The organism is Amycolatopsis sp. SB7-3, assembly GCF_041021335.1.
In the GTDB taxonomy this organism is placed as follows: domain Bacteria; phylum Actinomycetota; class Actinomycetes; order Mycobacteriales; family Pseudonocardiaceae; genus Amycolatopsis; species Amycolatopsis japonica.
Genome location: NZ_JBFPJQ010000009.1, coordinates 159,590 through 185,799 on the forward strand (window position 1 = coordinate 159,590; position 26,210 = coordinate 185,799).

22 protein-coding genes are annotated in these 26,210 nt (G+C 69.9%); 12 read left to right on the forward strand and 10 right to left on the reverse strand.

Translation table 11 applies throughout. The features are described from left to right. The first annotated feature begins 128 nt into the window (after positions 1-128). Together AB8M46_RS38500 and AB8M46_RS38505 are read left to right on the forward strand one after the other, a co-directional pair. Positions 129-1,226, forward strand: coding sequence for a hypothetical protein (locus AB8M46_RS38500; RefSeq protein WP_394363376.1), 1,098 nt, complete (start codon positions 129-131; stop codon positions 1,224-1,226). 139 nt (positions 1,227-1,365) lie between these two features. After that, complete coding sequence (locus tag AB8M46_RS38505) at positions 1,366-2,196, forward strand: SAM-dependent methyltransferase (RefSeq protein WP_037347601.1); 831 nt, start codon at positions 1,366-1,368, stop codon at positions 2,194-2,196. A 5-nt stretch (positions 2,197-2,201) separates the two neighbouring features. Here the strand turns inward: AB8M46_RS38505 and AB8M46_RS38510 are convergent, their stop codons facing one another. The 3 genes from AB8M46_RS38510 to AB8M46_RS38520 all read right to left on the reverse strand — a co-directional run bounded on the left by AB8M46_RS38510 (position 2,202) and on the right by AB8M46_RS38520 (position 6,296). Further along, complete coding sequence (locus AB8M46_RS38510; protein ID WP_037347600.1) at positions 2,202-4,085, reverse strand: M48 family metalloprotease; 1,884 nt, start codon at positions 4,083-4,085, stop codon at positions 2,202-2,204. Between the two features lie 167 nt (positions 4,086-4,252). Next, entirely contained in the window at positions 4,253-5,086 is an 834-nt protein-coding gene (locus tag AB8M46_RS38515) for an aldo/keto reductase (protein ID WP_037347599.1), read from the reverse strand. 28 nt (positions 5,087-5,114) lie between these two features. Further along, positions 5,115-6,296, reverse strand: coding sequence for an MFS transporter (locus AB8M46_RS38520; RefSeq protein ID WP_394363377.1), 1,182 nt, complete (start codon positions 6,294-6,296; stop codon positions 5,115-5,117). Positions 6,297-6,439: 143 nt separating this feature from the next. On the opposite strand from AB8M46_RS38520, the gene AB8M46_RS38525 reads away from it, so the two are divergent. From AB8M46_RS38525 to AB8M46_RS38540, 4 genes are all read left to right on the forward strand, one after another. Beyond that, positions 6,440-6,892, forward strand: coding sequence for a MarR family winged helix-turn-helix transcriptional regulator (locus AB8M46_RS38525; protein ID WP_037347597.1), 453 nt, complete (start codon positions 6,440-6,442; stop codon positions 6,890-6,892). Between the two features lie 94 nt (positions 6,893-6,986). After that, complete coding sequence (locus tag AB8M46_RS38530) at positions 6,987-8,444, forward strand: amidohydrolase (protein ID WP_378429434.1); 1,458 nt, start codon at positions 6,987-6,989, stop codon at positions 8,442-8,444. Positions 8,445-8,483: 39 nt separating this feature from the next. Next, a complete protein-coding gene (locus AB8M46_RS38535) occupies positions 8,484-8,888 on the forward strand; it encodes a hypothetical protein (protein ID WP_037347593.1) in 405 nt (134 codons plus the stop codon). Positions 8,889-8,931: 43 nt separating this feature from the next. After that, positions 8,932-9,396, forward strand: a complete 465-nt coding sequence (locus AB8M46_RS38540) for a DUF2127 domain-containing protein (RefSeq protein ID WP_037347589.1) — start codon at positions 8,932-8,934, stop codon at positions 9,394-9,396. A 9-nt stretch (positions 9,397-9,405) separates the two neighbouring features. On the opposite strand, the gene AB8M46_RS38545 is transcribed toward AB8M46_RS38540, so the two are convergent. From AB8M46_RS38545 to AB8M46_RS38575, 7 genes are all read right to left on the reverse strand, one after another. After that, positions 9,406-10,104 (reverse strand): PP2C family protein-serine/threonine phosphatase, encoded by a 699-nt coding sequence (locus AB8M46_RS38545; RefSeq protein ID WP_394363378.1) that lies wholly within the window; start codon positions 10,102-10,104, stop codon positions 9,406-9,408. 109 nt (positions 10,105-10,213) lie between these two features. Next, positions 10,214-11,035 carry a hypothetical protein gene (locus AB8M46_RS38550; RefSeq protein WP_394363379.1) on the reverse strand — a complete coding sequence of 274 codons (822 nt, stop codon included), beginning with the start codon at positions 11,033-11,035 and terminating at the stop codon, positions 10,214-10,216. A 43-nt stretch (positions 11,036-11,078) separates the two neighbouring features. Further along, the gene (locus AB8M46_RS38555) at positions 11,079-12,920 is read right to left on the reverse strand and encodes an ArnT family glycosyltransferase (protein WP_394363380.1); all 1,842 of its coding nucleotides are present in this window, start codon (positions 12,918-12,920) and stop codon (positions 11,079-11,081) included. A 3-nt stretch (positions 12,921-12,923) separates the two neighbouring features. Then, positions 12,924-14,177 carry a glycosyltransferase gene (locus tag AB8M46_RS38560; protein ID WP_394363381.1) on the reverse strand — a complete coding sequence of 418 codons (1,254 nt, stop codon included), beginning with the start codon at positions 14,175-14,177 and terminating at the stop codon, positions 12,924-12,926. A gap of 74 nt (positions 14,178-14,251) precedes the next feature. Next, positions 14,252-16,099, reverse strand: coding sequence for an ArnT family glycosyltransferase (locus tag AB8M46_RS38565; RefSeq protein ID WP_394363382.1), 1,848 nt, complete (start codon positions 16,097-16,099; stop codon positions 14,252-14,254). A gap of 4 nt (positions 16,100-16,103) precedes the next feature. Next, entirely contained in the window at positions 16,104-17,630 is a 1,527-nt protein-coding gene (locus AB8M46_RS38570) for a sensor histidine kinase (RefSeq protein WP_394363383.1), read from the reverse strand. 269 nt (positions 17,631-17,899) lie between these two features. After that, positions 17,900-19,912, reverse strand: coding sequence for a fatty acid desaturase (locus AB8M46_RS38575; protein WP_394363400.1), 2,013 nt, complete (start codon positions 19,910-19,912; stop codon positions 17,900-17,902). A 453-nt stretch (positions 19,913-20,365) separates the two neighbouring features. Between AB8M46_RS38575 and tig the strand changes: the two genes are divergently transcribed. The 6 genes from tig to AB8M46_RS38605 all read left to right on the forward strand — a co-directional run bounded on the left by tig (position 20,366) and on the right by AB8M46_RS38605 (position 26,206). Then, positions 20,366-21,736 (forward strand): trigger factor, encoded by a 1,371-nt coding sequence (tig, locus tag AB8M46_RS38580; protein ID WP_037347570.1) that lies wholly within the window; start codon positions 20,366-20,368, stop codon positions 21,734-21,736. A 172-nt stretch (positions 21,737-21,908) separates the two neighbouring features. Beyond that, the gene (locus tag AB8M46_RS38585; protein WP_016332353.1) at positions 21,909-22,511 is read left to right on the forward strand and encodes a ClpP family protease; all 603 of its coding nucleotides are present in this window, start codon (positions 21,909-21,911) and stop codon (positions 22,509-22,511) included. 28 nt (positions 22,512-22,539) lie between these two features. Beyond that, positions 22,540-23,211 (forward strand): ATP-dependent Clp protease proteolytic subunit, encoded by a 672-nt coding sequence (locus AB8M46_RS38590; protein ID WP_016332354.1) that lies wholly within the window; start codon positions 22,540-22,542, stop codon positions 23,209-23,211. A 218-nt stretch (positions 23,212-23,429) separates the two neighbouring features. Next, positions 23,430-24,725 (forward strand): ATP-dependent Clp protease ATP-binding subunit ClpX, encoded by a 1,296-nt coding sequence (gene clpX, locus AB8M46_RS38595; protein ID WP_016332355.1) that lies wholly within the window; start codon positions 23,430-23,432, stop codon positions 24,723-24,725. Between the two features lie 103 nt (positions 24,726-24,828). Further along, positions 24,829-25,209 carry a hypothetical protein gene (locus AB8M46_RS38600; RefSeq protein WP_037347567.1) on the forward strand — a complete coding sequence of 127 codons (381 nt, stop codon included), beginning with the start codon at positions 24,829-24,831 and terminating at the stop codon, positions 25,207-25,209. Between the two features lie 76 nt (positions 25,210-25,285). Further along, on the forward strand, positions 25,286-26,206 hold the full coding sequence (locus tag AB8M46_RS38605; RefSeq protein ID WP_394363384.1) for an anti-sigma factor RsbA family regulatory protein: 921 nt from the start codon (positions 25,286-25,288) through the stop codon (positions 26,204-26,206). Positions 26,207-26,210 lie beyond the last annotated feature (4 nt).

Genomic DNA, 26,210 nt, shown 5'->3' on the forward strand with positions numbered 1-26,210 from the left:
TCACCGGCCGAACGCCGTATACCCGGTCCGGCCCCGGGCGAAACAAGGGTGGGGAGCCTACCGGAGACGATCCGCGGGTTCACCCCGAACAGCGGGCAACCCCGGCGGGGGCCGTACGTCTCGTGGTCATGAAGCCGAACCGGTGGGCCGCGCTCGCCGCCGCCGCACTGACCGCCCTGGCCGTCTTCACCCCGCCCGCCGTCGCCGATCCGCTGGTGCCCCGGGGTTTCGCTCCCGCGTCGACGAGCTGGACCGGGCCGTCGCGCGGATTCGTCCTCGGGTTCTCGCCGTGCGGGAAACCGGGATGGTGCGCGACCCTGCTGTCGACGACCGACGGCGGGAAGCGGTGGCGGCGCGCGGGCGAACCGCCGATCTCGTTGCCGGACAACCACAATCAGGTCAAGCTCACGGTGATCGACGAGCGCGACGTCTTCCTTTCCGACGGCACCCGGCTGCTCGCCAGCCACGACGGTGGCGGCAACTGGTCCGCGGTCAGGCTCGCCGGGGTCCGGGAACCCTTCTATATTTCGAAGATCACCGAAGCGGGCCCTCGGGTGTTCGCGATGGTCACCGGTTTCGGCAGCCCGTCGACGACGACGCTGTACGCCGGGATCTCCGGCACGCGGCTTCTCCTGCCGGTCCCGGGATTCACCGTCACCGGCTCCACGACCTACGGCGACATCGCCACGAGCGGCGGGGTCCAGGTGTCGATGGGGGCGGACTACCGCGTCCAGAAGTACTGGACGTCTTCCGACGGATTGACCTTCGCGACCGCGCCGCCGCCCTGCCCGGCGGACAGTTCGGCTTCGCTGAGCGGAGTACGGCGGGGACAGGTGCTCGCGCTGTGCAGCGGGGGACCGGGGACACCGCAGCCGGGCGCGACCGTCCGGCGGCTGTGGCGCGCGCCGAAACTCGGCGGGCACTTCACCGGGACGGCGCAGGCGCCGACCCTCGGCATCAACCAGAGTTTCAGCGCCGCTTCGCCCACGGCGGCGACCGTCGCGGCGGAAGGCGGCGGCACCGGCTTCCTGCACAGCACCGCCGACGGCGGGACGACCTGGACGACGACCGTGCTCAGCGGCCGCGGGGTCTGCCTCAACGATCTGGACTTCCCGGACGAACGGGTCGGCGTGGTCGTGGACGGCCTGCCGGACGCCGATGGCGGGTCCGCCGTGTACCGCACCACCGACGGCGGACGCACCTGGCGCGAACTCGGCTTCGGGTGATCGTCGCAGGTGGCCAAGGCCCTTGGGGAGGTTCACGGGGGTGCACGCCATGTCGTAATCTGTGTACGGTCCGTCGATGTCGAGGGAGCCGCGGGCACGTTCGCGTGGCCTGTGCGCGGCTGAAGGGTGGAACGTGTCCATGACTTCGGACGAGGTCCGGTCTGTGCCGAGGCGCCCGCTCCCCCTCGACTACAGCAAGCCCAATCTCGCCCGGATGAAGGACGTCCTGCTCGGCGGGCACGACCACTACGAGGTCGACAGGCGCGCCGTCGAAGACCTGCTCGCCCTCGCCCCCGACGCCGCCGCGATGGCCAAGGAGTTCCGCGCCTGGGCGAACCGGGTGGTCCGCTTCCTCGCCGACGCCCGCGGTATCGACCAGTTCCTCGATCTGGGCTCCGGGCTGCCCACCGCGGAGAACACCCACCAGGCGGCGCAGCGGTACAACCCGGACGCGCTGGTCGTCTACGTCGATCACGACCCAGTCGTCCAGGCGCACGGCCTGGCGCTGCTGGAGGACCACCTCGTCCACGTGAGCGGCGCGGATCTGACCGATCCCGCGCAGACCCTCGCCGATCCGGTGGTCACCGAGCACATCGAACTCGACCGCCCGGTCGCGGTGATCCTGAACTCGGTGCTGCACCACATCGAAGACCTCGACAAGGCGCGGGCCGTCGTGCGCGCCTACGTCGACGCGATCGCGCCGGGGTCCTACGTGCTGATCACGCACGACTTCACGCCCGGCGAAGGCTCGCGTGGCGCGCTCGCCCGGAAGCTCGACGACTTGATGGCCGGCACCGGACACCGCACGGTGCATCGCGGGCGCGACGAGATCGAGTCGCTGTTCGACGGGCTGGAGATCCTCGAGCCCGGTGTGGTGCACCTGCACGAGTGGTGGCCGGAGGGGCCGCGTCTCGCTCCGCTGACGGAGCTGAACCACCTGAGTCTCGGTGGAGTGGGGATCAAGCCTTAACGGCGTCAGGCTTTCAGCGAGCCGAAGAACGCCGTCAGTTCGTCGTGGGCGGCACCGAAATCCTCGGTGTTGCCGGTGATCGCCAGTTCCAGCGTCTCGCCGTCGGACAGCTCCAGCGTCAGGTACGTGGTCAGCTTCCGGCGCGGGAAACCGCCCGCGACGATGTCCGACAACGGGATCCGCCGGGCGCCCGGTTCCGCGCGCAGATCGTCGAGGCCGCGCTCGCGCAGCTTCCGGATCCGCTTGCGGTCCGACACCCCGCGCGCCCCGATCAGGCCGGCGAGGCCCCGGCGGATCAGCACCGAACGCGCCATCGGCAGCAGCACCACTTCGGTGTCGCAGACGATCAGGTCGTAGAGCTTCCGTTTGGCCTTCAACGCGGTGAACAGCCCGAGCATGCGGGCTTCGGCGGGATCCGGTTCCGGCTGGGGTTCCTGTTTGCAGAAGTAGGCGGCGGGCACGTTCAGCAGTTGCAGGTTGTGGACCAGTTCGTCGACCGCGCGCGGGCTGCGCACCGCCGCGCCGACGAGTTCGGCGACGTCGAACGGCTCGCCGTCGCCGAGGCACAGTTCCCAGCCGCCGCCCCAGTTCAGGCGGTGCGCGGCGACGCCGTTGTCGATCATCGCGGCGGTGACGGTGTCGGCGAACAGCTCGGTCAGCAGTTCCAGGCCCTCTTCGCGCGACGGGGCCCGCAGGGGTTTCGCGAGCGCGTCGGCGTCGCCGTCACGCAGGACCCGCACGACCTCGCCGATCGTGCCGCGCGGTGCCAGCCTGCTCTCGATCCCGGCCGCGGTCAGCAGCCGCGCGCCTTCCGCCACCGACGCCCGGCCCGCGCGTTTGACGACCTCGTCCCAGTCCGCGCGCGGCCCGACGTCGCGGATCAGCACGTCGAGTTCCGCCTCCGGCACGTCGATCTTCGGCGCGCCCAGCAGCGACCAGCCCGGTCGCGCGTCCGGCTTCACCGGGTTGTCCGGGACTCCCGCCAGTGCGGCGATACGCCGCTTCGTGGGCGGGTGGCTGTCGTACTTCGAGAGCTCTTCGCCGTCGATGACGTCTTCGGCGTACTCGGCCACCCAGTCCCGCTGGACGGGGTGGTTGAGGTACGACCGGAACCCCAGCAGCACCGGGGGAGTGCGCCGCGCCGCCGCGCCGAGCGAGAGATAGCGCTCGGAGTAGTCCTTCCACAGCGGGCTCAGCGTCGCGGCCTTCCGCAGTGCCGCGGCCGCCGTCCGGCTGCCCGCGGCGAGTACGGACGCCTCGTCGGCCTGCAGTTCCTGCCGCCGGTTCGCCGACCGCGCGACCAGGAGGTACAGCTTCGAGTAGGCGGAGAGCAAGGCCCTGGCGGGGCCGCCGTCCAGCCTGTCGACGGTGAAGGCGAGGGTCTGGGTGCCGCGATAGGTCAGCGCGAGCAGGCGGGTGTGGCCGCCGCTGTAGTGGCCGAGTTCGTGCGCGAGGACGGACCGAAGCTCACTGACGCTCATCGCCGCCAGCAGCGGCAACCCGATCAGCATCGTGCGGCGGCCCGGCCGCAGACCGAGGAACCGGGCGTCCTCGCTGACCGCCGCGTTGATCTCGCCGATCAGCACGATCTCGTCCGGCGGCCGCGTCTTCACCTGCGCGGCGAGGTCGTCGATCATCTCCCACAACGCGGGATGGGCGTCGCGGTCCAGCCGCGGCCCCTCGATCGGGGGACGCCGCGCCCGCAAGGCGCTCAGCAGCCCGAAGGCGAGCGCGACCATGATCGCCAGCCCGCCGAACATGACGTAGGTGCCGATCTTGCCCTGGATCCGCAGGCCCGCCAGCACACTGGCGACACCCACCGCGACGACCACCACCGGGAACGCCACGAGCAGAAGTGTCGCGAGGACGGCGCGTCCTCGGGCCTGCATCGTCGGTTACCTCTTTTCGCACAAGTGCCGTCTGTGCGGCCGAATAGTAACCGGCTACGCAGCGGGCTCGTGCGAAAACAAAGCGCTACGCCCGCTACCTGGGAAAGTCCGTGAAGGCCTCCTTGAGAGACCCAGAGTCCCTCAAGGAGGCCTTCACGGACTTGTGACTAGGCGACGTTGAAGGTGTCGGGATCCGGCCCGGTCCGCTCGCCCCGGTCCAGCACCGACAGCGAAGCGATGTCCTCCTCCGACAGCGTGAAGCCGAAGACGTCGAGGTTCTCCTTGATCCGCGACGGGGTCACGGACTTCGGGATCACGACGTTGCCCAGCTGCAGATGCCACCGCAGCACGATCTGCGCCGGCGTGCGGCCGTGCTTCGACGCCAGCGCCTTGACCGCGTCCTCACCGAGCAGGTCGCCGCCCTTGGCCAGCGGGCTCCACGCCTCGGTCGCGATGCCGTGCTTCGCGTCGTATTCGCGCACCTCGGCCTGCTGCAGGTACGGGTGCACCTCGACCTGGTTGACCGCCGGGGTCACGGAACCGGCGTCGGCCAGCCGTTCGAGATGCGCGGGCTGGAAGTTGGACACGCCGATCGCGCGCACCCGGCCGTCGGCATAGAGCTTCTCGAAGGCCTTCCACGTGTCGCGGTAGAGATCGCGCTCGGGCGTCGGCCAGTGGATGAGGTACAGGTCCAGCTGCTCCAGGCCCAGCTTGGCCAGGCTGGCGTCGAACGCCTTCAGCGTGGCGTCGTAGCCCTGTTCGCTGTTCCACAGCTTGGTGGTGATGAACAGCTCGTCGCGGGCGATCCCGGACTCCGCGAGTGCCTTGCCGACGCCCGCTTCGTTGCCGTAGATGGCGGCGGTGTCGATGCTGCGATAGCCCGCGTCCAGCGCGGCCTTGACCGCGGCGGTGGTCTCCTCGTCCGGCACCTGGAAGACGCCGAACCCGAGCTGCGGCATCTCCACCCCGTTGTTGAGCTTGACGGTGGGAATGTCGGTCACTTGTGTTCCTTTCATGGGTGTTTCCGGTTCAGGCGGCGGGGGCCAGTTCGGCGCGATGAGCCTTTCGCCGCCCGTGGTCGAGCATGCCTGAGATGACCGCGACCAGCAGTCCGGCGAGCGCGAGCCCGGCGCCGATCCAGTTGGGCGCGGTGTAGCCGAGACCGGCGTCGATGGCTTTGCCGCCGAGCCACGCGCCCCCGGCGTTGCCGAGGTTGAACGCGGCGATGTTGGCCGCCGAAGCCAGCGCGGGCGCGCCTTCGGCCTTGTTCATGACACGGGCCTGCAGCGGCGCGACGGTCGCGAAACCGGCGGCGCCGAAGACCGCGATGGTGATCGCGGCGGGGAGCTGGGCGTGCGCGGTGAAGACGAACACGACCAGGACGGCCGCGAGCACGGCGAGGATGACGTACAGGCTGGGCATCAGCGACCGGTCGGCCGCCTTGCCGCCGAGCAGGTTGCCGACGAACAGGCCGCCGCCGAACAGCACCAGCAGCCAGGTCACCGCGCCGGGGGAGAAGCCGGCGACCTCGGTCATCATCGGGGCGATGTAGGTGAAGGACGCGAACACCCCGGCGAAGCCGAGCGCGGTCATCGCCAGCGCGAGCCACACCTGCGGGCGCCGGAACACGGCCAGTTCGCTGCGCAGCCCGGCGCTCTGCGTCGTCGCCTGGACGGGGACCAGCGCGAGGATCCCGATCAGGCCGATCACGCCGAGCGCGCTGACCGCCCAGAACGTCGAGCGCCAGCCCAGTGCCTGGCCGAGCGCGGTCCCGGCGGGGACGCCGAGGACGTTGGCGACGGTCAGGCCGGTGAACATCATCGCGATGGCGCCCGCCTGCTTGGTCGGCGCGACCAGGGAGGCGGCGACGACCGCGCCGACGCCGAAGAACGCGCCGTGCGACAGCGCGGCGACCACCCGGCCGGTCATCAGCAGGCCGTAGGTGGGGGCCAGCGCGGACACGACGTTGCCGGCGATGAACAGGACCATCAGGCCGACCAGGACCGTCTTGCGCGGCACCCGCGACGCGAGCGCGGTCAGCAGCGGGGCGCCGACCACGACGCCGAGCGCGTAGCCGGAGATCAGCAGCCCGGCGGAGGGGATCGAGACGCCGAAGTCGCCCGCGACCTCGGGCAGCAGCCCCATGATCACGAACTCGGTGGTGCCGATACCGAAGGCACTGATCGCCAGTGCGAGCAGAGCGGCAGGCATTGGAGGCTCACTTCTTCCCGTAGAGTGGTGATGGCTGGCGTTGGCAACTACGGGCGTCTGAAATAGTTGCACGCGCCGTATATTGCACACGCTTGATGATGCATGACGCAACGAAGCTCGGGCAACCGGGGAAGAGGTGAACCGTGTCACTGGCCGACGACGCCGTGGAGGCACGCGCGCAGGGCTGGCGGACCCTCGCCGCGCTGCACGCGCGGATCGAGGACGCGCTCGAGCGCGCGCTGGCGCAGCAGCACTCGCTGTCCGTGAGCGAGTACACCGTGCTGGACGTGCTCGCCCGTCAGGACGGTTTCCACCTGCGGATGAATCAGCTGTCGAACGCCGTCGTGCTCAGCCAGTCGGCGACGACGCGGCTGGTGTCGCGGCTGGAGGACCGGGGGCTGCTGCAGCGGTACCTGTGCCCGGACGACCGGCGGGGGATCTACACGGAGGTCACGCCGTCGGGACAGGAACTGCTCGCGGCCGCGCGGCCGACGCACGACACCGTCCTCACCGAGGCACTCGCCGCCGCCGAGGAACTCCCCGAACTCGCGCCTTTGGTCGCCGCGCTCGGAAAGCTCACCTTCGCCCGCTCCTGACCCCCTCCCGCATTTCGTCCTCTGAATGCGATCGTTGCGCGCGCAAGGACCGCATTCAGAGGACTAAACGCGGCCGGGCTGGCAAGGTGAGGGCGTGGACGATCTTCTGTTGCGCCGGGTCCGGGTCGGCCTGGCGGGTTCCCTGTCGGACGTGCGGATCGAGGGCGGCCGGATCGCCGCCATCGCGGGCCCGGGGCAGGCGGGTGAGGCGTCGGAGATCCTGGACGGGCACGGCGGCACCCTGCTGCCCGGGCTGGTCGACACGCATGTGCACACCGCGCAGTGGTCCGCCGCGCGCCGCCGGATCCCATTGGGGGAAGCAACCTCCGCCGCGCACACGGTCGAGCTCGTGCTCGCCCATCTGCTGGCGAATCCCGCGCCGCCCGGCGAACTCGTGCTCGGCGCCGGGTTCCGCGACGGCCTCTGGCCCGACGCCCCGCACAAGGATCTGCTGCAGAAGGCGCTGCCCGGGCATCCGGTCGCGCTCTTCAGCGCAGACCTCCACACGCTGTGGCTCAGCCCCGCCGCGCTGAAGCTCATCGGCCGCGAGCATCCCACCGGGGTGCTGCTGGAGAACGACTGCATGAGCGCGACCGCCGAACTCCCGGTCGCCCCCGACGACGTCGTCGACGGCTGGGTCGCCGACGCCCTCGACGCGGCCGCCGCCCGCGGCGTCACCAAGATCGTCGACTACGAATACGCCGACACCGTCACCGACTGGCGGCGACGGCTGGCGCGGAAACCGCTGCCGGTCCGGGTTTCCTGCGTGATCGCGAAGTACCTGCTCGACACGGCCATCGAACGCGGCCACCGCTCCGGCGACGTCCTGGAGGGCAGCGGCGGGCTGCTCACGGTGGGCCCGTTCAAGCTGTTCGTCGACGGTTCGCTGAACACGCGCACCGCGTACTGCGTGGGCCACTACGCCGGGACCGAGTCCCACGGCCTGCTCGAATTGCCGCCCGAAGAGCTGGAGCCGTTGATGCGCAAGGCTTCCGAGCACGGTCTCTCACCCGCGGTGCACGCGATCGGCGATCACGCCAACAAGATCGCGCTCGACGCGTTCGCGAACGTCGGCTGCGCCGGCCGGATCGAGCACGCGCAACTGCTGCGTTCCGAGGACGTCGCCCGCTTCGCCGAGCTGGGGGTCGTGGCGAGCGTGCAGCCAGCCCATCAGCCGGACGACCGCGACGTCGCCGAACGGCACTGGCACGGCTGGACCGATCGGGCGTTCCCGTACGGCGCCCTGTACCGCGCCGGGGTGCGCCTGGAGTTCGGCTCGGACGCGCCGGTCGCGCCGCTGGACCCGTGGGACGCGATCGCGTCGGCGGTCAGCCGCACCGACGACGACCGTCCGGCGTGGCACCCCGAGCAGGCCATGCCGCTGGAGGCCGCGCTCGCGGCGTCGTCCGGCGGCCGGACCGGGGTGGCCGTGGGCGACGTCGCGGATCTGGTCGTCACCGCGGTGGATCCGGTGCGCCTGTCCCCGGCCGGGCTGCGGGACATCCCCGTCACCGCCACCGTCATGAACGGCCGGGTCACCTACGCCTCGTGACCCTTTCCTTGCCCGGGCGCAACGCCTTAATGGGAGGGCATGGATCACCGTCTCATCGACCGGCTCCGGGATCTCCACGGCTCCCTGGGCACCGACATCACCTTCGTCACCCGGATGGTCGAGGACGACGCGCCGCGCGCCGACGTCCTTCGTGATCTCGGGGAGCGGCTGACCGACCTCGGCACGGCGCTGCTCGCCCGATCGGACGACGTCGACGCGGACGTGCTCGCGAAGCTGCCCGACGACGGCTGGCTGCCCGAAGCGGGCGAGCGCCATCGTGCGCTGATGGTGGCCCATCACGTCGGCGAGCGGCCGCTGCGGTGCGGGCGGATCTATCTCGCCGTCTGCGGGGCGCCGTGCTTTCCGTTCTACGGCAGGGACGCCTCCGGCCGGACCGCCCGGCACGAACGATGCCCGACCTGCCGGGACCGCCTGTTCCGGTGACGGTGGCTGCGGACGGCGGCCCGGTGCGGCAGGGTGAGGTGACATGAGCACCGAGAAGCTGTTCCGGATCGCCATCACCCTGAAGGGACTCGACGGCGCGTTGCAGCTGGTGGGCGGGCTGGTGCTGATGATCGTGCCGGCGACGGTCATCTCCGGTTTCGCGCACGCCGTGGTCACCCGTGACCTGCTCGGCGACCCCGAGGGGACGCTGGCCCGGCACCTCGAACTCGCCGCCGGCCATTTCGCCGAGGGCCGGACGTTCGCCGTCGTGTACCTCGTCGCGCACGGCCTCATCAAGCTCGGCCTGGTGTGGGCGCTCGCGAAGAAGGTGATGCGGGCCTACCCCGTGGCCGCCGTGGTGCTCTCGGCGTTCGTGGTCTACGAGATCTTCCGCGCGATCCACACGCACTCGCTCGCGCTGCCGTTCTTCGCCGCCCTCGACGTCCTGATCGTCGTGCTGGTGCTGCGTGAATACCGTCAGCTGAAGAGGGATCGCGTCGCGGCCTGACCGCCCGGTTCAGGCCGCGACGCGAAACTTTTCCGTGGTGACGTCCGCGCCGGGCGGATCCACCACGATCGCGGTGGCGTTGTCGGAGCCACCGAGCGAGATCGCCGTCCGCACCAGCTCCGCGGCCGCCCCGTCCGGCATCCCGAGGATGTCGAGCATGGCCGGACCACTGAGCGTCTTGTGCACACCGTCGCTGGTGAGCAGAAGCCCGCCGGTCGTGACGGTGGCGGTGCCGATCTCGTGCGCACCGGCCGTGCGGACGCTGGTGGTGACGACGTGTTCCATCCGCGGTGTCACGGGTTGGTCGTGGTCGCGGAAGTACTGCGCGAGCGTATGGTCCTTCGTCACCTGCCGCACGGTGTAACCGTCCCAAGCGTACGCCCGCGCGTCCCCGACCCACGCGATGCCATACCCTTCGCCGGTCCGGACGGCCACGACGAGGACGCAGTCACCGGCCCCGCCGAGGGCGAGCACGGCCCGCTGAGCAGCGAGAACGGCCCCGACCGCCCCCTGATCGACCGGTGTCCGCGCCGCCGCCGATGCCGCTGTCCGGGCCGCTTGTGCGGCGTTCGGGTGATCTCCGACTCCATCGGCCAGCGCGAACACGATCCCGCGGCCGCCCGCCGCCGCGTACGCCGCGACGGCGTCCGCGTTGTACTCGCGCGGTCCGCGCGCGCTCGCCGTGTGCCAGTGCGGAAGCTCCCTCATCGTCCACTCCTCACCCCTGGGTGATGCCCTGCTTCCAGAGTGCGCCCGAATCCTGTGGGCGACCTGAGGGGTAGGTGAAAGGCAGCTGTCGGTCCCGCCTCGTGAGTGGTCAGCGCAGGCGGGTGATCAGGGTCCGCAGCCAGCTCTCCGCCATCGCCGGTTCCTTCCGCAGATGCCGCACGAGCAGGTCCCGCCCCGCCTTCGAACGCCCCGCCTCGACGATCGCGACCGCCTCGGCGAGGCCCCGCAGCCGGTCCTCGGAATGCTCCGGCGCGCGGCCGTTCTCGTCCGACCAGCGCGGCCGCGGGAACGACGCCGTGAGTTTCTCCTGCCGGTCGCCGAAGTAGTGCCAAACCGGCCAAGCGAGCGAAATGTTCCGGACGCCGTTCGCGGGCAGGTCGGCCGGCCAGTCGAAGTGCTGCTGCCAGCGGAACGCCGACGGTGTCGTGCGCTCTCGGACGGTGATCCCGAGGAACCGGAGCCGACCGCGGACGATGCTCCACGCCTCGCGCTCGTCGTCGATCCACTTTCGCAGCAGTCCGTAGAGTTCGGTGAACGTCTGTCCTGAGTGGACGAGGTCGACGAACACCTTCGGCCGCCCGCGGGCCAGGTCGTGCGGACTCAGGCCCGCCGAAGCGAGATAGCCGCGAAGAGTGTCCACATCGGACTCGCTCAGTCCGGATCGGGCGCCCGCGAACGACAGCGGCAATTGGTGGATCCGTTCCCGCCAAGGGGTTCCGCTCAGCAGATCGTGCACGCTGTCCGCGGAGCGGCCGACGAAGTAGAGATCCGCGTCTCCCGCCCGGGCGATCACCTTCGCGGCGCATTCGATCAATTCGTCCAGGAACCACAACCACGGTTCCCCGGCGCGCTCCAGTAGCGTCCCGAGCTGGTCGGGGCGCACGAGATCCCAGCGGTACGGCCGATTCACGCCGTCCAGGTTCCCGTGCGCCCCGAGGTTTGTCGACGCAATTTCAGGAGAGCAGGTTGTACACCGTCTGCTCGCCGACCGTCGTGGCGGTGAAGTTCTCGGCGACCCATTCGGCGATCTCGTTCGAACCACCGCCCGGCCCGCCGCCGCGGCCGCCTTCGACGTAATAAGTGATGTCGCCGTTCGCCACGTACCGCTGGAATTCGGCCAGGGTCGGTGCGGGATCCCCGCCACTCCAACCGCCGATGCCGATCACCGACTTCCCGCTCGCGAGTTCCAGGTTCGCCGCCGACTGCGAACTCGACGTCGCGGCCGCCCATTTCGTCGTGGTCGCCGCGAGCACGGCCCCGATCTCCGCCGAGGACCCCTCTTCCATGCCCATGCCCATTCCGCGCTCGCCACCGGTGGCCGGGCCGGAGATCGGGATCGAGCCGGAATGCGACTGCGAAGCGGTCTCGATGCCGTACGCGGTGGTCCCGAGGCCGATCGTCAGCACGGAGACCGTCGCGACAATGGCGGCGAGTTTGCGCGTCGGCGGGACACCCACCAGTACGACGGTCGCGATCACCAGGCCGAGGCCGACGACGATCCAGCGCAACGCGGGCAGCCAGTCCGCGTCACGGTCCAGGAGGATGTACGCCCACACGGCGCTCGCCGCGATCATCAAGGACAGGAACACCCGAGGCGCGAAGTGCGCCCGGCCGCGCCACAGCGAGGTCCCGGAGATCGCCACCACCGCGGCGATCGACGGCGCCAGCGCGACGGCGTAGTACGGGTGCACGATCCCGCTCATGAAGCTGAACACCAGCGAGGTGACGAGCATCCAGCCGCCCCACACGATCAACGCGGCCCTCGTCCGGTCGGTCCCGGCCGCCCGCCGGGTGAACCACAGTCCCGCGACCAGCCCGATCAGCGCGGCGGGCAGCAGCCACGACACCTCGCCGCCGAAGCTGGCGCCGAACATCCGGGTCAGGCCGCTCTCGCCGCCGAAGCCGACGTTCCCGCCGCCGGAGCCACCGGGGCCGCCGACCATCACGCCGCCGCCCATGCCGAAGATCCGGCCGAGACCGTTGTAGCCCAGGGCCAGTTCGAGCAGGCTGTCGCCGTCCGAGCCGCCGATGTACGGCCGCGAATCGGTCGGCCACAGATCGACCAGCGCGATGAACCAGCCCGCCGAGACGACGACCGCGACCACTGCGCCGAGGAGGTGCAGCAGGCGTTTGCCGAGCGACGCCGGCGCCGCGACCAGATACGCGAGCCCGAACGCGGGCAGCACCAGGAACGACTGCATCATCTTGGTCAGGAAGCCGAATCCGATGGCGACCCCGGCCAGCGCCAGCCAGCGCGGGCTCGCCGTTTCGATCGCGCGGATCGTGCAGTACCCGCCGGCGATCAGGAGCAGCGTCAGCAACGCGTCCGGGTTGTTGAACTTGAACATGAGCGCGGCGACCGGCGTGACGGCGAGCGCCGCCCCGGCGAACAGGCCGGCGATCGGTCCGGAGGTCCGCTTCACCGTCAGGTACAGCAAACCGACCGATGCCACGCCCATCAGCGCTTGCGGCGCCAGCACGGTGAAGCTGGAGAAACCGAAGATCCGGGCGAACGCCGTCGTCACCCAGAGCGCGGCCGGGGGTTTGTCGACGGTCAGGACGTTCCCCGCGTCGAGGGAGCCGAACAGCCACGCCTTCCAGTCCTGGGTGCCCGACTGCACGGCCGCCGCGTAGAACGAGTTGCCGTAGCCGGACGCGGTCAGGTTCCAGAAGTACAGCAGCGCGGTGGCGGCGAGCAGCCCGAACACGGCGGGCCGGACCCATCGGCCGGGTGGTTTCGTGGCGGTTTCCCCGACGTGGCCGGGTTCTGCCCGGGAAGCGAGTGCGGTGGTCATGGCTCAGCTCTCCATCTCGGTGGCGGGGCGGCGGCGGAACACCCAGCCCCGCAGCAGCAGGAAACGCAGGACGGTGGCCGCGAGGTTCGCGAGTACGAGCGCGGTGATCTCCAGTGCCAGCCCCGGCGCGGTCATCGTGTGCAGCAGCGCCAGCGCGCCACTGGTGAGCGCGAGCCCGAGCCCGAACACGATGAGGCCTTGGAATTGATGCAGCCCCGCGCCTTGCCTGCCGCGGATGCCGAAGGTCAGGCGCCGGTTGAGCGCGGTGTTGCCGATCGCCGTCACCAGCAGCGCGACGAGGTTCGCCGCCTGCGCGCCGGTGAACGTCCGCAGCAGCAGGAAAAGCACGAGGTAGGCGACGGTGCTGGCGACGCCGACGGCGGCGAACCGCACCAGCTGTCGCACCAGGCTCGGCGCCACTCCTGGCGCCTGTACCTGGATCGGCGCCCGGCCGAGCTGCTCGCGCAGGCCGCTGATCGGGATGCGGCCGGTCATCGTGGCTTTGGTCAGCCGTGCGATGCCTTTGAGGTCGGCGGTCGCGGTGGCGATGATGTTCACCGACGAGTCAGGGTCGTCCACCCAGTCGACCGGGACCTCGTGGATCCGCAGCCCCGCCTTCTGCGCCAGCACGAGCAGTTCGGTGTCGAAGAACCAGCCGGTGTCCTGGATGTGGGGGAGCAGCCGTTCGGCGACGTCGGCGCGGATCGCCTTGAACCCGCATTGCGCGTCGCTGAACCTCGCCGCCAGCGTGCCGCGCAGGATCAGGTTGTAGCACCGGGAAATGAACTCCCGCTTCGGTCCGCGCACCACCCGCGCGCCACGGGCGAGCCTGCTGCCGATGGCGAGGTCGGAGTGGCCGGACAGCAGTGGCGCGACGAGCGGCCCGAGCGCGGCCAGATCGGTCGAGAGGTCGACGTCCATGTACGCGAGCACCGGAGCGTCCGAAGTGGACCAAACGGCACGCAACGCACGGCCACGGCCTTTTTCGTCGAGGTGCCGGACTTCGACGGCGTCGAACTCGCGGCTCAGCCGTTCCGCGACGTGCAGTGTGCCGTCGGTGCTGGCGTTGTCGGCGACGGTGATCCGGAACGGGTACGGGAACTGCTCCACGAGGTGCGCGTGCAGCCTCCGGATGCACGGTTCGAGGTCGGCCTCCTCGTTGTAGACCGGGATGACGACGTCGAGCACGGGGGAGCCGTCCGGGGCGATGGCGGGGCGGCGGCCGGTTTCGGTGCCGGAGAGGATCGCGGTTGTCATGACGTCAATCTCGGCCATCGCGCTGAGGTCGCCTTGTGCCCGAGCTGTGCTGTCGCTGTGTCCTGTCACGGGATTCACCGGCTCAGGTCGTAGACGGTGACACCGTCCACAGTGGTCGGTTCGTAGGTGTCCGCGACCCAGGCGGCGATCCGCTCGGCGGCGTCGCTGCCGGTCTCCCCGCGCATCATCATGCCCTCGCCGAGGAAGTAATGTATCCGTCCTTTTCGGACGTACTCCTGGAACTGTTCGAGCGTGGGGGCGGGATCCGTGCCGTTGAACCCGCCGACGGCCATCACCGGCGTGCCGCTGCCCAGCTGGTAGCCCGCGGCGTTGTTGGAGCCGACGGTCGCCGCCGCCCAGGTGTAGTTCGCGCTGTCCTGCCGGATCAGCGCGGCCAGTTCGTCGCCGGGCAGGCTCGTCCCGAGCAGTCCGCCGCCGCCCATCCGCATGCCCCGGCCCGTATCCGGCCCGGCGGAGGGAAGCGCGCCGGAATGCGGTGTGGCCGCGGTCGCGACCGTGTACACGCCGGTGCCTGCGAGAACCGTGACCAGTGCGCCGAGGGCGACCAGACGCCTTGCCACGGCAGGCAAACGCGAGGCGAAGAACACCAGGAAGGCACACAGGAGTCCGGCCACGAGGACGGCGATCGCGAGCCCGGGAAGCCAGTCGGATTGCCGTGACAGCAGGAGATACGCCGTGAGCGCGGTCAGCCCGATCCCCGCGCTCAACGTGCCCGCGGCGGCCGGATTCCCCCGTGCGCGCCACAATTGCGTGCCCGCGATCCCGACGAGTGCGGCGACCGCCGGGGCGAGCGCGATCATGTAGTACGCGTGGATGATGCCGCCCATGTAGCTGAACACGACGGCGGTCACGAGGAACCAGCCGCCCCAGACGATCAGCGCCGCCCGGCCGCGGTCGGTGCGCGGGGCACGGCGCGTGAACCACAGCCCGGCGGCCAGCGCGACGGCGGCGGCGGGCAGGAGCCAGGCGATGCCGCCCGCCATCTCCTCGCCGAACAGCCGGTCCCAGCCCGTGCCGCCCCAGCCGCCGTTGAGATTCCCGCCGACACTGCCGACCTCGTCGCCGGTGATGCGGCCGAAGCCGTTGTAGCCGAAAGCCAGCTCCCACAGGCTGTTCTCCTGCGAGCCACCGATGTAGGGCCGGTCGGCGGCGGGCCACAGCGCGACGACGGCGAGATACCACCCGCTCGCGAGGAAGGTCGCGCTTAAAGCGCCGAGTAGGTGCAGCAGACGTTTGCCGAGCGAGGTCGGGGCGGCGATCAGGTAGGCGAGACCGAACGCGGGCAGCACCAAGAACGCCTGGAGCATCTTCGCGAGGAAACCGAAACCGACGGCGACTCCGGCCAGCGCCAGCCAGCGCGGGCTCGCCTTCTCCAGCGCGCGGACGACGCAGTACGCGCCCGCGGTCAGGAGCAGGACGAGCAACGCGTCGGGGTTGTTGAAGCGGAACATCAGCGCGGCGGCCGGGGTGAGCGCGAGGACCGTGCCCGCCAGCAGTCCCGCGGCCGGGCCGGACGTCCGGCGCACCGCGGCGTACAGCATCGCGACCGAGCCGACGCCCATCAACGCCTGCGGCACCAGGATGCTCCAGGCGTCGACGCCGAACAGACGCGCGGAAAGGCTCATCACCCACAGCGCGGCCGGTGTCTTGTCGACCGTGATCGCGTTCGCGGCGTCGCTGGATCCGAAGAACAACGCCTTCCAGCTCAGCGATCCCGCCTGCGCGGCCGCCGAGTAGAAGGCGTTGGCCCAGCCGGATTCCCCGAGGTTCCACAGGTACAGCACGGCGGTCGCGAGCAGGAGCGCGGCCAGCGACGGCCGGACCCAGCGCGGATCGGCCGGCGTGCCTCGGGCGGGGGGAGCGGTCCGATCGGCTTCGTCGCGGGAGGCGAGGAGGGTCATGGCCTCAGCGTCGGGGGCCGACCTGGGGGGTGGTTGTGCCGAAGCTGTGCACCCGCTGTGAGGATCCGATCACCGGAAGGTGGACGGCGAATTCGGTGCGGCCCGGACGGCTGTGCACCTCGATCGTGCCGTGATGGGCCACGACGATCGCCGATGCGATCGCCATCCCGAGCCCGGTGCTGCCCGCGGTCCGGGACCGGGAGGAATCACCGCGGGCGAAGCGTTCGAACACGCTCGGCAGGAGTTCCGGGTCGATCCCGGGGCCGTCGTCGGTGACGGTGAGCACCGCGGCCCCGCCGTGCGAGCGGGTCAGCGCGGTGATCACCGTGGTGCCCGGCGGGGTGTGCGTGCGTGCGTTGGACAGCAGATTCGCCAGCACCTGGTGCAGGCGCTGGACGTCGCCGCGGACGAGGACGGGCACGGGCGGGAGCCGGAGTTCCCAGCGATGGTCCGGACCCGCGACGTGCGCGTCGCCGACGGCGTCCGCGGCCAGCCTGGTGAGGTCGACATCGCCCGCTTCGAGCGGGCGCCCGGCGTCGAGTCTCGCCAGCAGGAGGAGATCCTCGACCAGCGTCGTCATCCGGGCCGCCTCGGACTGGATCCGCGACAGCGAACGCGCGACCTCCGGCGGCGCCAGCGCGCTGCCGCGGCCGGCGAGTTCGGCGTACCCGCGGATCGCCGCGAGCGGTGTGCGGAGTTCGTGACTCGCGTCGGCGACGAACCGGCGGACCCGGGTCTCGCTGGCCTGCCGGGCTTCCAGCGCCCGCGCGATATGCCCGAGCATGAGGTTCAGCGCGGAACCGACCTGGCCGACCTCGGTCCGCGGATCGGTGTCGATCTCGGGCACCCGCACGGAAAGCGCGACCTGACCGCGGTCGAGCCGCATCGCCGACACCCGGCCCGCGGTCGCCGCGACCCGGTCGAGCGGCCGCAACGTGCGCCGGACGGCGAACGCGCCGAGGAACCCGGCGCCGGTGACCCCCGCCGCCGCGACCCCGAACAGGATCCACCCGACGGTGGCCAGCGTGTCCTGCATCGGCCCGAGCGGGAGCCCGGTGACGACCACGCCGCCGGGGATCGAGGCGGCCTGCACGCGGTAGTCACCCAGCCCGCCGATCGTCAGCGTCATCGGCGGACGGTCCGCCGGGATCGAGAACAGCCCGGCCTCCTGCTCGGCCGACAATCCTTGGGGAAGTCCTTGCACGGTAAGGACTCCCGCGTAGAGCACGCGGTCGCCGGAGACCCGCACGCTGAGCGTCCCGGAGGCCTGGCCCGGCGCGTTGAGCGGATTGGGACCGAGCCCGTCCTCCGGCGGCCGGTTGGCGAAGTCCTGGGCGCGGGACGACGCGGCCGAGAGCTGGTCGTCGATCTGGCGGGTGAGGAACGAGCGCAGCGCGATCTCGCTGGCCACGCCGATCACCAGGCAGACGAACGTGAGCAGCAGCACCATCGAGCCGGTCAGCTTGGCGCGCAGGGAAAGCCGCCCGGGCCGGGGCCACCGGCGCGGGCCGGCGGTCGGACCGGATGCCATGACCCGAGCGTGCGCCGCCGTCGTATGCGCGCGTTGTGTCCCACCTGTGAGCCCGCTGTGTGCCGCAATGCCGCACTCGCTATCGGACAGCACGTGTGATCAGACGGACGACACGTGTGATCAGACGGACGACACGCGTGTCCAGCTGGACGCCTCGCGGCAGGACCGGTCGCGTCCGAGTGTCGTCCACCCAGTCACGCGTGTCGTCTGTCCAATCACACGTGCCGTCCACTCAGTCACGCAACCGACTCGGCCGGGGCCGGGGCCGATCAGCGGTCGTAGTCGACGCCGAGTTCGGGCGAGGTCGCCACCGCCCGGCAGGTCAGGATCCGGCCCGCGGCGACCTCGTCGTCCCCGAGCGCGTAGTGGACGTCCATCCGCGCGCTGCCCCGCACCACGGTCGCCCGGCACGTGCCGCAAGCCCCGCCGACGCACGCGTATGGCGCGTCGACGCCGTGCCGGAGCGCGGCGCTGAGCACGGTTTCGCCCACGGTCGCGGGGATTTCGACGGTCTTCCCGCCCGCGGTGACGGTCAGCGTCGGGCCGGGGCGCCGCGAGGGTCGCACGGGAAGCGCGCCCTGGAACAGTTCGAAGTGGACGTTTTCCTCCGGGACGTCCCGGTCGGCGAGCGTCCGGCGGGCCATGTCGACGAGGTCGCGCGGGCCGCACAGGAACCAGTCGTCCACCTTCGCCGGGTGCAGCCGTGCCTGCAGCAGCGCGCGGAGGCGGGTGCTGTCGAGACGGCCGCGCTGGTAGCGCTCGTGCGAGATGGCCAGCGCCTCGCCGACGATGTCGAACGGCTTCTCGAGCCGGTGCGTGCGCAGATCCGGGTCGCGTTCGTCGGTGCGGTAGTGCACGATGTGCAGCCGTCCGCCCAGCCGCGCGGCGAGTTCGCCGAGCTCGCCGGCGAACATCGTGCTGGCGCCGGAGGTGTTGATGTACAGCAAGGTCGCCTTGCTGTTCGGCTCGTTCCGCAGGGTCGCGGTCAGGATCGACAGGATCGGCGTGATCCCGCTGCCCGCGGCGAGCGCGACGTAACGACCGGCGCGGCCGCGCTCCGGGATCAGCGTGAACTCGCCGTCCGGCGGCAGGACGTCCAGTACGTCGCCCGCCGCGAGTTCCGTGGTGGCGAACGTCGAGAACGCGCCGCCGAGCTGGTGCTTGATCGCGATCCGCAGCTCACCGGAGTCCGGTGTCGAGCAGATCGAGTAGGCGCGCCGCACCTCTTCCCCGTCGACCTCCGCGCGGATGACGAGGTGCTGGCCGGGGGTGAACTGGAAGGTCTCGCGCAGCCGCTCCGGCACCTCGAACGTCACCGTGACCGCGCCCTCGCACAGCGGCCGGACCTCGGCGACCCGCAGCGAGTGGAACCGGCTCGGCCGCAGTGGCTGCGGTGCGGGCGGTTCCTCGTCGAACGAGCCGGTGAGCCGCCGCCATTCGCGGTACTCCGCCGCCGTCAGCTCGCGGCCCCACGGGGTCGCGATCGGGACGTCCCTGGCGAGGTAGGCGTCGCGGTTGTCCCGCCAGGTGCGCAGGTACCGGTAAAACGGGATGGCCGGGTGGAGATGGTGCACCAGGTGGTAGTTCTGGCACAGCATGATCGGCGTCATCAGCCATTCGAGCCCGACGCGGACGCGGGTGGCGCCGAACCGGTTCTGCCGCTGCGCGCCGAGGTCGTGATGCGGCAGCCAGTCGAACCACCAGGCCAGCACGGCCAGCCCGACGCGCTGCGGGATCAGGTAGACCATCAACAGTTCCCAGCCGTGGCCGCTGACGGTCAGCCAGGCGAACGCGGCGAGGCTCAGCGTGATGACGGCCGCGGTCTCGATCCGCTCCGACGGCGGCCGCGTGCGCTGCCGGGCCACGTAGAAACGGGCGTACCAGAAGTCGATGGTCAGCCAGCGCAGCGGCAACTGCCACCAGGGGCCGTGCGCGGTCCAGGCGTCGGGGTCGGTGTGGGCGTCCTCGTTGGTGTTGCGGTGGTGCTCCAGATGGATGTAGCGCACCAGGGGAAAGGAGCCGTAGGCCGCCACGAACGGCATCGCGAGCCTGCCGAGCAGTTCGTTGACCCAGGTGAGCCGCCCGGCCGCGTGATGCGTCGACTCGTGCAGCACGGTGAACATGGTGAAGGTGACGAGCGCGTGCAGGGGAATGGTCACCCACAGCGGCGCGGCCTCGGTGACGACCAGCCAGGTGGCGCCCGTCCAGACCATGACACCGCCGGTGAACAGCAGCACGGTCGGTACCGAGACCAGTGGCAGCGGCAGCCGCGGATTGGGCACACCGCGTCTCGGTCTTCTCTCGGGTGATTCCCCCGTGTCCTCGGACCGGGTTACGGCGACGGTCATCGATCGTTCCCCTCGGTCGATGGCTACCGGGACAAGCTTGCACACCGTAGACAATTAGTACTGGTTTGTAAACTTCATCCGATCGCCGAAACGCCTCGTCACGGCGTCCGATGGTGAAGCGTGGCACGCATCCGTGTCCAGGAAAGGGCCGGTTCGTAACAGAGAAGAACCGAAAACTGGTCCGATCGGGTGGTCAGGGGCCTGATGGTCCGACGTGGTTCGAAACCTGTGACCGGCGGGCGAGGGCGGGCTGATGGCCCCGGGACCGGGCCGGGAAGGGACACGGCCTAGACTCGGACGGCCCGGTCTGCAAGGTGACCAGGGCACATCCGCCGTCGAAGATGCGCGGATGCCCCAACACATCGTTTACCGCTCGAGGAGAATACGTTGAAGAGCACCGTCGAGCAGCTCAGCCCGACGCGAGTCAAGATCAATGTCGAGGTGCCGTTCGACGAGCTCAAGCCGAACTTCGACCGCGCCTACCGCAAGATCGCCCAGCAGGTGCGCATCCCCGGCTTCCGCCCGGGCAAGGCGCCGGCTCGCGTGCTGGAAAGCCGGATCGGGCGAGCCCCGGTGCTCGACGAGGTCGTCAACGAGGTCATTCCGGCCAAGTACATGGAAGCCGTGCGCGCGGGCGAGGTCCGCACGCTGGGCCAGCCCGAGTTCGAGGTGACCAAGCTGGAGGACCGCGAGGTCCTCGAGTTCACCGCCGAAGTCGACATCCGCCCGGAGATCTCGCTGCCCGACCTCGAGGGCTTCGCGGTCAGCGTCGACGACGTCGAACTGACCGACGCCGAGGTCGACGAGCAGCTCGACGAGCTGCGCGCCCGCTTCGGCACGCTGACCGGTGTCGACCGCCCGGCCGAGAACGGCGACTTCGTCTCGATCGACCTCGCGGCCACCGTCGACGGCCAGGAGGTCGAGGAGGCCTCGACCACCGGCCTGTCCTACGAGATCGGCTCCGGCCAGCTCGTCGACGGCATCGACGAGGCGATCATCGGCGCGAACGCCGGCGAGACCAAGACCTTCACCACGAAGCTGGTCGCCGGCGAGCACACCGGCAAGGACGCCGACGTCACCGTCACCGTGCAGACCATCAAGCAGCGCGAGCTGCCCGAGGCGGACGACGAGTTCGCCCAGATGGCGAGCGAATTCGACACGATCGAAGAGCTGAAGAACGACCTTCGCGAGCGCCTCGGCCGCGTCAAGAAGATGCAGCAGGGCGTCCAGGCCCGTGACAAGGTCCTCGAGGAGCTCCTCGAGCGCACCGAGGTCGCGATCCCGGAGAAGGTCCTCGAGGCCGAGATCGAGAACCGCAAGCACGACGCGATCCACCCCTTCGACCACGACGAGGCGCAGTTCGCGAAGGCGCTGGAGGCCGAAGGCCGCACGATCGAAGAGTTCGACACCGAGGTCCGCGAGGAGTCGGAGAAGGCGGTCCGCACGCAGCTGCTGCTGGACAGCATCGCCGACGCCGAGCAGACGTCGGTCAACGACGGCGAGCTCACCGAGCGGATCATCTACCAGGCGCAGCGCTTCGGCGTCAGCCCGGACGAGTACGTCCAGCGGGCGCAGCAGTCCGGTCAGCTGACCGCGATCTACGCCGACGTGCGCCGCGGCAAGGCGCTGGCCTCGGTGGTCCGCAAGACCACCGTGACCGACGCCTCCGGCGCCACGGTCGACCTCGAAGAGCTCTTCGGCCCCGCAGCCGAGGAGACGCAGGTCACCGAGGAGACCGCGAAGACTGCGGCCGAGTAGGGAATATCCGGTCCGGTCGAATCGGACCGTAAAGCTGTAAGCGAACTTGGGCGGTGTCAGGCATTCTGCACCGCCCAAGTTCGTTAGGGTCGGTTGCAAGATCCTCAAGCATCTGGACATACGCGGCGGCGAACGTTCCACCCGCCGCCGTCGGCGAAAAGGCAGGCATGACGTGACGCAGCACACGCCCCAGGCGCGGACCGGTACCGCAGGGCTCAACCTCACCGACTCGGTCTTCGAGCGGTTGCTCCAGGAGCGCATCGTCGTCCTCGGCTCCGAGGTCAACGACGAGGTCGCGAACCGGATCACCGCCCAGTTGTTGCTGCTCGACGCAGACGACTCCGAGTCGGACATCCGCTTCTACATCAACTCGCCCGGTGGCTCGGTCACCGCGGGTTTCGCGATCTACGACACCATGCAGCTGATCCGCCCGGACGTCGCGACCTACGCGATGGGCCTGGCCGCGTCGATGGGGCAGTTCCTGCTCTCCTCCGGCACGCCCGGCAAGCGGTACGCGCTGCAGCACGCGCGCATCCTCATGCACCAGCCCTCGGCGGGTGTCGGCGGCACGGCCTCCGACATCGCCATCCAGGCCGAGGTGTTCGGCAAGTGGAAGCAGGAGCTGGCCCGGATCACCGCCGAGCAGACCGGCCAGACGGTCGAGCAGATCGTCAAGGACGGTGACCGCGACCGCTGGTTCACCGCGCAGGAGGCGAAGGACTACGGCTTCGTGGACCAGGTCCTCACCCGTGAGAACCCGCTTCCCAACAGCTGATCCGCGCCCGGCACACAGGAGAATTTCAATGAGCAACTTCCAGCTTCCGATCGGGTCGCAGGCGCCCGGGATGCAGTCGCGGCTCCAGCTGCCGCAGTCGCGGTACGTCCTGCCCTCGTACGTCGAGCGCACGAGCTACGGCATCAAGGAATCGAACCCGTACAACAAGCTGTACGAAGAGCGTCAGATCATGCTCGGCGTGCAGATCGACGACGCGTCGGCCAACGACGTGATGGTCCAGCTGCTGCACCTCGAGCACGAGGACCCGGACCGCGACATCATGATCCTGATCAACTCGCCCGGTGGTTCGTTCACCGCGCTGATGGCGATCTACGACACGATGCAGTACGTCCGCCCGGACATCGTCACCATGTGCATCGGCCAGGCCGCCTCGGCCGCCGCGGTGCTGCTGGCCGCCGGTACCCCCGGCAAGCGGTTCACGCTGCCGAACTCGCGCGTGCTGATCCACCAGCCCGCCACCGAGGGCACGTACGGCCAGGTGTCGGACCTGGAGATCCAGGCCAACGAGATCCAGCGGGTGCGGCGCCAGATGGAGGTCATCCTGGCGAAGCACACGAACAAGGACGCCGACGAGGTCAAGAAGGACATCGAGCGCGACAAGATCCTGACGGCCGACGAGGCCAAGGCGTACGGGATCGTCGACGAGGTGCTCGAGTACCGCAAGGCTTCGAGCAGCTGATCGGGCGAGGGGACCGGTGCGTGTCGGGAGACGACACGCACCGGACCCCTGGTCTATGGTCAGCTTCTGGCGTGCTCAGATGTGACGTTGGTTCTCCCGTCGGCGGCATCGGACGGGTACCGTCAGTGGCAGTGTGTGAGGCTCCGAGAGGTCATCCGTGACCGGGGCGGTAAGACAGTCAGGCGCGTATCGCGCCGGAGGGGACGAGGTCAACGGCCATGGCACGGATCGGTGACGGCGGCGACCTGCTGAAATGTTCTTTCTGCGGCAAGAGCCAGAAGCAGGTGAAGAAGCTCATTGCCGGCCCCGGGGTCTACATCTGCGATGAGTGCATCGATCTCTGCAACGAGATCATCGAAGAGGAACTGGCCGAGGCCGGTGAGGTCAAGCTCGACGAGCTGCCCAAACCCGCCGAGATCCACGAGTTCCTCGAGCAGTACATCATCGGCCAGGACGACGCGAAGCGTTCGCTGGCCGTGGCGGTGTACAACCACTACAAGCGTGTGCAGTCCGACGACAAGGCCGGGCCGAAGGATTCCAAGGACGAGACCGTCGAGCTGGCGAAGTCCAACATCCTGATGCTGGGGCCCACGGGCTGCGGCAAGACCTATCTGGCCCAGACCCTGGCGAAGATGCTGAACGTCCCGTTCGCGATCGCGGACGCCACGGCGCTCACCGAAGCCGGGTACGTGGGCGAGGACGTCGAGAACATCCTGCTCAAGCTGATCCAGGCGGCGGATTACGACGTCAAGCGCGCCGAGACGGGCATCATCTACATCGACGAGGTCGACAAGATCGCCCGCAAGTCGGAGAACCCGTCGATCACCCGCGACGTGTCCGGCGAGGGCGTGCAGCAGGCGCTGCTGAAGATCCTCGAGGGCACCACCGCCTCGGTGCCGCCGCAGGGCGGCCGCAAGCACCCGCACCAGGAGTTCATCCAGATCGACACGACGAACGTGCTGTTCATCGTGGCCGGCGCGTTCGCCGGGCTGGAGAAGATCATCAACGAGCGGGTCGGCAAACGCGGCCTCGGGTTCGGCGCGGAGATCCGCACCAAGGCCGAGATCGACGAGAGCGACATCTTCTCCGACACCATGCCGGAGGACCTGATCAAGTTCGGGCTGATCCCGGAGTTCATCGGGCGTCTCCCGGTCGTGGCGACGGTGACCCACCTCGACAAGGACTCGCTGGTCAGCATCCTGACCACGCCGCGCAACGCGCTGGTGAAGCAGTACAAGAAGCTCTTCGAGATGGACAACGTCGAGCTGGAGTTCACCAAGACCGCGCTCGAGGCCATCGCCGACCAGGCCGTGCTCCGCGGCACCGGCGCCCGTGGCCTGCGCGCGATCATGGAAGAGGTCCTGCAGCCGGTCATGTACGACATCCCCAGCCGCGACGACGTCGCGAAGGTCGTCATCACCGAGCAGACCGTCCGCGAGAACGTGAACCCGACGATCGTGGCGCGTCAGCCGTCACGCCGTCGCAGCAGCGAGCGCGGCGAGAAGTCCGCCTGACAAAAAGCTGTTTCGTCAGCGATGCCCGGCCGGAAACTTCCGGCCGGGCATCGCTTTCTCCGGCCCGGTCCGGCCGGCGACCGGACCGGGATAGGATGCGAAGGTGCCGCTGACTCCCACGAAGGACGAGAACGAGGCTCCCGAGCTGGCAGCCGCGAGTCCACGCGAGGTCAGGGGACTCGTCGAACTCACCGAACGTATCGTCGTCGGGGCCTACCGCGGGCATCCGTGGCTCCCGCGCGCGCTGACGATCGCGCTGGGCGTGCTGGTGGCGACCTGCCTGGTGGCCGGGGTCGTCCGCTTGTCGCCGCTGCCGCTGATCCCGCTGCCGTTCTTCGCCGTTTCGGCGTACGCGCTCGTCCGGCTCAAGGCGGCGAAAAGCGCGGAGGCCAACCGATCGCTCGTCGCCTGGACCGGGTTGTTCACCGGTGCGACGCTCGCCGGATTCTGGCTGATCTCGATGGCGGGACGTTGGCTCGGCTGATCGGCCCGGCACCGTTTCCGCGTTTTCCCTCCGTTAGCAGGGTTTCAAAACCGTCTTCGCGGGGTAAGACGACACCGTGACAGTCACCGCGGGTCTCTTCTCCCACGTGGGCCTGCTCTACTCCGGTGACACCGAGTATCTGAACGGTACGGTTCCGTACATCCTGGAGGGCCTGAAACTCGATGAGCCCGTCGCGGTGGCCGTCCCCGGCCGGAATCTGGCGCTGATCGAAGCGGCCTTGGGCGATTCGGCGGCCGCGGTCGAGTTCATCGACATGACCGAGGCGGGCCGCAATCCCGGCCGCATCCTCCCCGGCGTGCTGCTCGCGTTCGCGGACAACCGCCCGGGTCCGGTGCGGATCATCGGCGAGCCGATCTGGGCGGGCCGGTCGGCCCTCGAATACCCGGCGTGCGCGCAGCACGAGGCCCTGATCAATTTCGCCTTCGGGGACCGCGAGCTGAGCATTCTCTGTCCATACGACCGCAACCGGCTCGAAGACGACGTCCTCGCCGACGCCGAGCGGACCCATCCGACGCTGTCCGGCGCCGGGGGAGACCGCCCGAGCGCTGGATACGCGCCCGACGCGGTCGTCGAGAAGTACAACCTGCCGCTGCCCGAACCGAGGGCGGCCGACGCGTTCCGCTTCGACCTCTCCCGGCTCGGCGCGGTGCGGAGTTTCGCGCAGGACCGGGCCGAGGAGTACGGGCTCGCTTTGGAGCGGGTGGAAGATCTCGTGCTCGCCGTGGCCGAACTGTCCGCCAACAGCGTGCTGCACGGCTCCGGCCACGGTGTCGTCCGCGTCTGGCGTGAAGAGGACTACGTGCTCTGCGAGGTCATCGACGAAGGCACGCTGAGCGATCCGCTGGCCGGCCGCCGTCCCGCCTCGCCGGGACAGATCGGCGGACGTGGCCTGGTGCTGGTGAACCAGGTCGCCGACCTGGTCCGGCAGTACTTGAGACCCGGGTCGACGGTGACCAGGATCTACTTCCGCGTCTGAGCTG